The organism is Nocardioides sp., from assembly GCF_024509035.1.
GTDB lineage: Bacteria > Actinomycetota > Actinomycetes > Propionibacteriales > Nocardioidaceae > Nocardioides.
This window is the reverse complement of the sequence record NZ_JANINT010000256.1, coordinates 15,750-24,075: the sequence shown is the minus strand read 5'-3', so window position 1 is coordinate 24,075 and position 8,326 is coordinate 15,750. Positions and strand designations below refer to the sequence as shown.

The 8,326-nt window shown below is 71.1% G+C and carries 10 protein-coding genes; 8 read left to right on the top strand and 2 right to left on the bottom strand.

Translation table 11 applies throughout. The features are described 5' to 3' along the window. Both larE and Q0L15_RS17705 read left to right on the top strand, forming a co-directional pair. Positions 1–963 (top strand): ATP-dependent sacrificial sulfur transferase LarE (larE, locus tag Q0L15_RS17710; protein WP_296605772.1); only part of this gene is annotated, 963 nt, incomplete at its 5' end. A 43-nt stretch (positions 964–1,006) separates the two neighbouring features. Continuing rightward, positions 1,007–1,402, top strand: a complete 396-nt coding sequence (locus Q0L15_RS17705; RefSeq protein ID WP_296605771.1) for a cold-shock protein — start codon at positions 1,007–1,009, stop codon at positions 1,400–1,402. Here Q0L15_RS17705 and Q0L15_RS17700 read toward each other — a convergent pair. Beyond that, positions 1,399–2,763 (bottom strand): MFS transporter, encoded by a 1,365-nt coding sequence (locus Q0L15_RS17700; RefSeq protein ID WP_296605770.1) that lies wholly within the window; start codon positions 2,761–2,763, stop codon positions 1,399–1,401. The two genes, Q0L15_RS17705 and Q0L15_RS17700, sit on opposite strands and share 4 nt — an antisense overlap. Before the next feature lie 41 nt (positions 2,764–2,804). On the opposite strand from Q0L15_RS17700, the gene Q0L15_RS17695 reads away from it, so the two are divergent. After that, a complete protein-coding gene (locus Q0L15_RS17695; protein WP_296605769.1) occupies positions 2,805–3,599 on the top strand; it encodes a DUF3027 domain-containing protein in 795 nt (264 codons plus the stop codon). Positions 3,600–3,608: 9 nt separating this feature from the next. On the opposite strand, the gene Q0L15_RS17690 is transcribed toward Q0L15_RS17695, so the two are convergent. Then, positions 3,609–3,902, bottom strand: a complete 294-nt coding sequence (locus tag Q0L15_RS17690; RefSeq protein WP_296605768.1) for a DUF2530 domain-containing protein — start codon at positions 3,900–3,902, stop codon at positions 3,609–3,611. A 48-nt stretch (positions 3,903–3,950) separates the two neighbouring features. Between Q0L15_RS17690 and Q0L15_RS17685 the strand changes: the two genes are divergently transcribed. The 5 genes from Q0L15_RS17685 to rpsG form a co-directional block, all read left to right on the top strand. Beyond that, positions 3,951–5,411, top strand: a complete 1,461-nt coding sequence (locus tag Q0L15_RS17685) for an NCS2 family permease (protein ID WP_296605767.1) — start codon at positions 3,951–3,953, stop codon at positions 5,409–5,411. Between the two features lie 131 nt (positions 5,412–5,542). Next, positions 5,543–5,995, top strand: a complete 453-nt coding sequence (locus Q0L15_RS17680; RefSeq protein ID WP_296605766.1) for a MarR family transcriptional regulator — start codon at positions 5,543–5,545, stop codon at positions 5,993–5,995. A gap of 10 nt (positions 5,996–6,005) precedes the next feature. Beyond that, positions 6,006–7,379 carry an MFS transporter gene (locus Q0L15_RS17675; protein ID WP_296605765.1) on the top strand — a complete coding sequence of 458 codons (1,374 nt, stop codon included), beginning with the start codon at positions 6,006–6,008 and terminating at the stop codon, positions 7,377–7,379. Positions 7,380–7,514: 135 nt separating this feature from the next. Then, complete coding sequence (rpsL, locus tag Q0L15_RS17670; RefSeq protein WP_011757353.1) at positions 7,515–7,889, top strand: 30S ribosomal protein S12; 375 nt, start codon at positions 7,515–7,517, stop codon at positions 7,887–7,889. 1 nt (position 7,890) lies between these two features. Then, positions 7,891–8,326 (top strand): 30S ribosomal protein S7 (gene rpsG, locus Q0L15_RS17665; protein ID WP_296605764.1); only part of this gene is annotated, 436 nt, incomplete at its 3' end.

Here is an 8,326-nt window from a genome sequence, read left to right as displayed (position 1 = left end):
CACGTCCACGACGTCGAGGGCGCGCTCGCCGCAGGGGTGCTGAGCGTCTCGGTCCTCACCGGTGGCTGCACCCGCGAGGAGCTGCTCGACGCCGGCACCCATGTGGTGCTCGACAGCCTCCACGACTTCCCGGCCTGGCTCGACGACCACGTCCTCGAGCTGCGCCTCGACGCGCTCGCCGCCGACCTCCGCGAGCGCGAGTCGGTGCTGGTCGCCTACAGCGGTGGTGCCGACAGCGCGTTCCTCCTCGCCGCAGCCGTCCGTGCCCTGGGCCCCGACAAGGTGGCGGCGGCGACCGGCTACTCCCACTCGCTGCCGCTGGCCGAGCGCGACCCGGCCCGCGACTTCGCCGTCTCGCTCGGCGTCGACCTCCTCACGCCCGCGACCCACGAGATGGAGCGCGAGGGCTACCGCGCCAACGGCGCGGACCGCTGCTACTTCTGCAAGGCCGAGCTGCTCGACGTGCTCACGCCGCTGGCCGCCGAGCACGGCCTCGCGCACGTGGCCACGGGCACCAACGCCGACGACGCCGTGGCGGGCTTCCGGCCCGGCATCCGCGCGGCCGACGAGCGCGGCGCGATCGCGCCGCTGCGCGACGCCGGGCTGACCAAGGCCCAGGTGCGGGAGGCCTCGCGCCGGTGGGGGCTGCCGACCTGGGACAAGCCGGCGGCCGCCTGTCTCTCCTCGCGGGTCGCGTACGGCGTCGAGGTGACGCCGTACCGACTCGGTCGGGTGGAGCGCGCCGAGGTCGCCGTCCGCGCGCTGCTCGAGGACGCCGGCCTGCGCGACCTGCGGGTCCGCGACCGCGGCGACCGGGGATGCGTCGAGGTGGACTCGAACCTGCTGCCGCTGGACCCCGACGTGGAGCAGCGGGTCGTCGAGGCGGTGCGCGAGGCGGGCTTCGAGGCCGCCGAGGTCGATCCTCGTGGATTCCGTTCGGGTTCGATGAACGAGGCGCTATAGGCTGGAGCGTCCCGGTTCAACAGCGTGAGAAGAAGGTCAGCCCGTGCCCACTGGCAAGGTGAAGTGGTTCGACGCCGAGAAGGGTTTCGGCTTCCTCTCCCAGGACGACGGACCCGACGTCTACGTGCGCTCGGAGGCCCTCCCGGGCGGGACCGGCTCGCTCAAGGCCGGCACCCGCGTGGAGTTCGGCATCGCGCAGGGTCGCCGTGGTGACCAGGCCCTGCAGGTCCGCGTCCTCGACGCGCCCGCCTCGGTCTCGCGCAACCAGCGCGAGGCACGTCGCAAGAAGCCCGAGGAGATGGTCCCGATCGTCGAGGACCTGATCCGGATGCTCGACGGCGTCGGCGAGGCCTACCGTCACGGCCGCCACCCCGACGCGCGCACCGCCAAGCCCGCCGCCAAGCTGCTCCGCGCCCTCGCCGACGAGCTCGAGCGCTAGTCCCTGACCTGAGCGGTGCGGCTGAGCCTCCGTGGGTGGTTGGCCAGCACGAACACCGCCCAGGCGGCGAGCACGACCGCCGCGACGCCCAGCCCCAGGCGGGGCGGGTCGAGCGGCAGCGCGATGCCGACGAACCCGCCGATCACCCAGGCCAGCTGCAGGGTCGTGTCGCTGCGGGCGAACGCGCTGGCCTGCACCCGGTGGGGGATGTCGCGCTGGATCGTCGCGTCCAGGGAGAACTTCGCGAGCGCCTGGCCCAGCCCGGCGACCAGGCCGAGGAGCGCGACCGCGAGCACGCCGTACAGGAGCGCGGCGACGACCGCGGCGGCCACGTCGGCCACCAGGATCACGGTGACGGTGATCGCCGGCCGGATGCGCCGCACCATCGAGGCGGTGACGACGCCGAGGAAGTTGCCGACGCCCGCAGCGCCGACCACGATCCCCGTCAGCATCTCGGGACTCCAGTCCCCGATCGGGTTCTCGCGCAGCAGGAACGCCATGAACATGATGAGGAATCCCGCCAGCCAGCGGGGCCCACAGTTGGCGCGCAGCGCGTAGGCGACCGCGGGCGGGATGCGGGTGCGCCGGCGACCCGAGCCGCGTGGCTCCTCCGAGCCGCGCAGCACCATCTCCTCCTCTCCCTGGCTGGAGTCGACCCGCGCGGGCAGCCGGATCGCGGCGACCGTCGCCACGACGAACAGCACGAACGCGTAGCGCAGCACCCACTCCGAGCCCGCCAGCGAGGCCAGGCCGGCGATCGGCGCCGAGATCGCGACGCCGACGATGCCGGACATCGACACCCGGCCGTTGGCCTTGACCAGCGTGAAGTCCTTCGGCAGCAGGCGGGGTACGGCGGCCGCGCGGGTCACGCCGTACGCCTTGGAGGCCACCAGCACGCCGAGCGCGGCGGGGAACAGCAGCGCCGACTCGGTCACCACCGCGTCGGCGAGCACCCAGCACAGGAACGCCCGGATCGCCATCGTCGCGCCGATCGCCCACCGCCGGCCGTGGGCGAAGCGGTCCAGGAACGGTCCGATCAGCGGCGCGACGATCGCGAACGGCAGCATCGTCAGGCCCAGGAACAGCGCGACCTGGCCACGCGCCTCGCCCGAGGGGACCTGGAAGAACAGCGAGCCCGCCAGCGAGATCGCCACCGCGGCATCGCCCGCGGTGTTGAACGTGTGCATCTGGATCAGCCGCGACAGCCCGGACTCACCGGCGCCCTGCGCCTCCGCGGCGCGCTTCGCCTGGCGCATCGTGTACGAGCCCGCACGCCGGGTCGCCCGCGCGGTCGCCCCGAGCCCGCGGACGACCTTGGACCCTCGCCCGGCGGTCGGTGTCTCGGACGACGGGGCGGACATGGCCCCATCCTGCCGCACCCGACCTGACAGTCCGTGCCGACATGAGACATGATTCCGTCGTGATCACGACCACGCGACCCAAGCCCGACTCCGCCACGGTGGCGGCGGTGGACGTGGCCCGCGACGCGCTCGTCGAGCAGGTCGGTGCCGCGGACGTCGGCGACCACCTCGGCCACGAGGTCGAGGGCGAGCGGGTGGTCACCCACCTCTTCGCCTGCACCCGCCCCGGCTACGTGGGCTGGCGCTGGTCGGTCACCGTCGCGCGGGCGCCGCGCCAGAAGAACGTCACCATCGACGAGGTGGTGCTGATCCCGGGCGCCGAGGCGATCGTCGCCCCGCCGTGGGTGCCCTACCGCGAGCGCATCCAGCCCGGTGACCTCTCCCCGGGCGACCTGCTGCCCGTCGACGACGACGACCCGCGGCTGGTGCCGACGTACTCCTTCGGCGACGACCCGCTCGACGCCGACGCCAAGGCGCAGGTCCGCCAGGTCGCCCAGGACCTCGGCCTGGGCCGGGTCCGCACCCTCTCGCCCGAGGGCCGCGAGCTCGCCGCCCAGCGCTGGTACGACGGCGACGGTGGCCCCGACTCGCCGCTGGCCCGCTCCGCACCCGACAGCTGCTCGACCTGCGGCTTCCTGGTGCGCCTCGCCGGCCCCCTCGCCGAGATCTTCGGCGTCTGCGCCAACGGCGACGCCAACGACGACGGCCGCGTCGTCTCCTTCGACCACGGCTGCGGCGCCCACTCCGAGGTGCGTCTGGCCAAGCGGCACGAACCGCAGCCGCTGCCCGACCCCGTCGTCGACACGATCAGCATCGACGAGCTCGAGACCTTCTGAGCTGAGCGGTCAGCGCTCGAGCTCCTCCGCCAGCTCCTTGCGCGCCTTGCGGCGCCTCCGGCAGTACTCCAGCCCGAAGAGGCCGAGCCCGAACCCGGACAGGCACGTCCACAGCCACCACTCGTTGCCCGAGTCCTCGAGCCGGCCGTAGAACGGCAGCAGCGCCAGGAACCCGATCAGCCACAGCGCCGTGCCGACCTCGACGGTGCGCACGCCGTCGACGTCGAGCGGCTCCACGTCGGCCACGAAGAACGTGCGGTTGCCGAACTCGTGCTGGGTCGGCTGGTCGTCGCGGAGCTCCACGCGAGACACGCTAGTCGACCGCGTCTGCGTCTGGGATGCTTGCGGCCCGTGAGCACTCAGACGACCACGGGTCGCAGCGGCCTGGACCGCTACTTCAAGATCACCGAACGCGGCTCGACGATCGAGCGGGAGATCCGCGGCGGTCTCGTCACGTTCTTCACGATGTCCTACATCATCGTGCTGAACCCGCTGATCATCGGCTTCGCAGCCGACAAGGACGGCCAGCTCCTCGGATCCTCCAACGGTGAGCCCAACCTGGCCGCGATCGCCGCCGGCACCGCCCTGGTCGCCGGCGTCCTGACGATCCTGATGGGGGTTGCGGCCAACTACCCCCTGGCGCTGGCCACCGGCCTGGGCCTCAACGCGTTCGTGGCGTTCTCGGTCGCCAACCAGATGACCTGGGCCGACGCGATGGGGCTGGTCGTCATCGAGGGCCTGGTGATCCTGGCGCTCGTGCTGACCGGGTTCCGGGAGGCCGTCTTCCACGCGGTGCCGGCCCAGCTGAAGATCGCGATCTCGGTCGGCATCGGCCTGTTCATCGCGCTGATCGGCTTCGTCGACGCCGGATTCGTACGTCGCATCCCCGACGCGGCCCAGACCACGGTGCCGGTCCAGCTCGGCCAGACCGGCCAGCTGGCCGGCTGGCCCGTGCTCGTGTTCGCCTTCGGCCTGGTGCTCGTCATCGCCCTGTGGGTCAACAAGGTCCGCGGCGCCATCTTGATCTCCATCATCGCCACCACGGTCGTGGCGATCATCGTCGAGGCGATCGCCGACCTCGGCTCGAGCGTCGACAACCCCAAGGGCTGGAGCCTGAACGTGCCGGCCTGGCCCGACGACATCGTCTCCACGCCGCACTTCGACACCGTCGGCGAGTTCTCCCTGCTCGGCTCGTGGGACAACGCCGGCGTGGTCACGGTGCTGCTGCTGATCTTCACGCTCATGCTCGCGGACTTCTTCGACACGATGGGCACGATGACCGCGATCGGCGCCGAGGCCGGGCTGCTCCAGGAGGACGGCACCCCGCCGAACACCCGCCGCATCCTCGTGGTCGACTCGCTCGCCGCGGCCGCCGGTGGCGCGGCCGGCGTCTCGTCCAACACCTCCTACATCGAGTCCGCCTCGGGTGTCGGCGAGGGTGCGCGCACCGGTCTCGCGTCGGTCGTGACCGGTGTGCTGTTCCTGGCCGCGATCTTCGTCGCCCCGGTCGTGGAGATCATCCCGTCCGAGGCCGCGGTCCCCGCGCTGGTGCTCGTCGGCTTCCTGATGATGCAGCAGGTCAAGGGCATCGACTGGGACGACCTCGAGATCGCGATCCCGGCGTTCCTCACGATCGTGCTGATGCCGTTCACCTACTCGATCTCGGTCGGCATCGGCGCCGGGTTCCTCGCCTACGTGCTGATCAAGATCATGCGGGGCAAGCTCTCGGCGATCCACCCGCTCATGTGGGTCGTCGCCGCCCTGTTCGTCGTCTACTTCGCCATCAACCCGATCACCAACTGGGTGAGCTGACCCCGAGCCGACGCGGTTCGGCCCCATCCCACATCGAGCCGGCGCAGTCTGAGCACAGACTGCGCCGGCTCGGCGCATGTCGGGTCCGCGAGCGGGAATCCTTAGCCCAGGTAATGAGTTATGCTAACGATATGCCGACGCTCCAGAAGGTCTCGAAGACGGACGCCGGGCTCGCCTCCGAGCTCCGGCTCAGCGTCATGCGCCTGCGTCGGCGGCTCGCAGGGGAGCGCCACCCCGACAACGAGCTCAGCATCAACCAGATGGGTGTCCTCGGGGTGCTCTACCGCACCGGCGGTGGGCTCACCATCGGCGAGCTCGCGGCCGCCGAGCGCGTCCAGCCCCCGTCGATGACGCGCACGGTCAACTGCCTCGAGGAGAGCGGCGACGTCGTACGCCGCCCCCACGACACCGACGGCCGCCAGGTCGTGGTCGAGCTGTCCGAGCAGGGCCGCGAGCGCGTCCTCGCCGACCGCCACCGACGCGATGCGTGGCTGGCCCGTCGGCTCCAGGAGCTGACGCCCGAGGAGCGCGCGATCCTGCGCCAGGCCGCCCCCATCCTCGCCCACCTCGCTCAGAAGGACTGACCACTCCACCTTGAGTCCCACGTTCCGCTCGCTGCGCAATCCCAACTACCGGCTCTACCTCGCCGGCAGTCTGGTCTCCAACACCGGCACCTGGATGCAGCGCGTGGCCCAGGACTGGCTGGTCCTCCAGCTGCCCGGGAACAGCGGCAGCGAGCTCGGCGTCACCACCGGACTGCAGTTCCTCCCGATCCTCCTGCTGAGCCCGTACGCCGGGGTCGTCGCCGACCGGTTCCCCAAGCGCCGCCTGCTCCAGGTCACGCAGGCGATGATGGCCCTCGCCTCCCTCGCGCTGGGCGTGATCGCGGTGCTCGGCGTCGCCCAGACCTGGCACGTCTACCTGATCGCGTTCCTCTTCGGCATCGGCGCGGCCTTCGACGGGCCGGCCCGCCAGTCGTTCGTCTCCGAGATGGTCGGACCCGACGACCTCACCAACGCGGTCGGCCTCAACTCGGCCAGCTTCAACGCCGCCCGCATCCTCGGCCCGGCCGTGGCCGGCCTGATGATCGGCGCCCTCGGTGGTGGCGCCCAGGCGACGGGCTGGGTGATCCTGGTCAACGCAGCGTCCTACCTCGCCGTGATCGCCCAGCTCGAGCGCATGAACGTGGCGCTGCTGCACCCCACCGAGCTCCAGCGCCGCGAGCCCGGGATGCTCGTCGAGGGTGTCCGCTACGTGCGCAGCCAGCCCAAGATGGTGCTGATCATGATCATGGTGTTCTTCGCGGGCACCTTCGGCATGAACTTCCAGATCACCTCGGCGCTGATGGCCACCGAGGTGTTCGGCAAGGGCGCGGGGGAGTACGGCGTGCTCGGCTCGGCGCTCGCCGTCGGCTCCCTCACCGGTGCGTTGCTGGCGGCCCGCCGGGTCCGCATCCGGGTGCGGCTGCTGGTGGTGGCCGCACTGGGCTTCGGCCTGGCCGAGATCGTGGCCGGGCTGCTGCCGACCTACGTCGCGTTCGCGGTGTTCGCGCCGGTGATCGGGTTCTTCACGCTGACGTTCCTCAGCTCGGCCAACGCGACCCTCCAGCTGGAGGCCGCCCCGGCCCTGCGCGGGCGGGTCATGGCGCTGTACATGACGATCCTCATGGGCGGTACGCCGCTGGGTGCGCCGATCATCGGAGCGGTCGGCCAGCACCTCGGCGCCCGCTGGGCCCTGATCATCGGGGGGGTGCTCACCATCGTCGGCGTAGCCTTGGCGCTGGCCGTGCACACCCGCCTCGACAGCGGTCTGCGCACCGTTTTGACCGTGCCCAGCCACCCGGGTAGCCTTTTTTCTCGTGTCTGGGACAACCAGGCCGTTGCGCGTGCCCGGAAGCAATCGGGGAGTCAGGTTCTCGAGTCCGGCACCGATTGCCCCGTCAGCGGAACCCTCACCGGATCTCGCTGACACGTGCGGCCCGGGCGACACGCCCGACCTCGGGGGCGAGCGACGAGGGTTGACCTAGCACCACCCGGACACACAGCAGAACACCGTGCGGACAGAGCGTCCGTACTGAGAGCGGAAAAGAAGGGGAACCACCCGGTGCCCACCATTCAGCAGTTGGTCCGCAAGGGCCGCCAGGACAAGGTGTCGAAGAACAAGACGCCTGCCCTCAAGGGTTCGCCCCAGCGACGCGGTGTGTGCACCCGCGTCTACACCACGACTCCGAAGAAGCCGAACTCCGCTCTCCGCAAGGTCGCCCGCGTGCGCCTGTCGAGTGGCGTCGAGGTCACGGCCTACATCCCGGGCGTCGGTCACAACCTGCAGGAGCACTCGATCGTGCTCGTGCGTGGTGGCCGTGTGAAGGACCTCCCCGGTGTCCGCTACAAGATCATCCGCGGCACGCTCGACACCCAGGGCGTGAAGAACCGCAAGCAGGCCCGCAGCCGTTACGGCGCGAAGAAGGAGAAGAGCTGATATGCCGCGCAAGGGTCCGGCCCCGAAGCGGCCGATCGACATCGACCCCGTCTACGGGTCGCAGCTGGTCTCCCAGCTGGTCTCCAAGGTGCTGCAGGACGGCAAGAAGCAGGTCGCGCAGCGCATCGTCTACACCGCGCTCGAGGGCTGCCGCGAGAAGACCGGCACCGACCCGGTCGTGACGCTCAAGCGTGCGCTCGACAACGTCAAGCCCGCCATCGAGGTCAAGTCCCGCCGCGTCGGCGGCGCGACCTACCAGGTCCCGATCGAGGTCAAGGGCACGCGCGGCACCACGCTCGCGCTGCGCTGGCTGGTCGGCTACGCCTCCGACCGGCGTGAGAAGACCATGCACGAGCGGCTGATGAACGAGATCCTCGACGCCTCCAACGGCCTCGGTGCCGCGGTGAAGAAGCGCGAGGACACCCACAAGATGGCCG

Bases quoted from the DNA above. Each gene is read 5' to 3' on its own strand.
- Q0L15_RS17680 (WP_296605766.1), top strand. From the start codon at position 5,543: ATGCCGACGCTCCAGAAGGTCTCGAAGACGGACGCCGGGCTCGCCTCC.
- Q0L15_RS17700 (WP_296605770.1), bottom strand. From the start codon at position 2,763: ATGTCCGCCCCGTCGTCCGAGACACCGACCGCCGGGCGAGGGTCCAAG.
- Q0L15_RS17695 (WP_296605769.1), top strand. From the start codon at position 2,805: ATGAGACATGATTCCGTCGTGATCACGACCACGCGACCCAAGCCCGAC.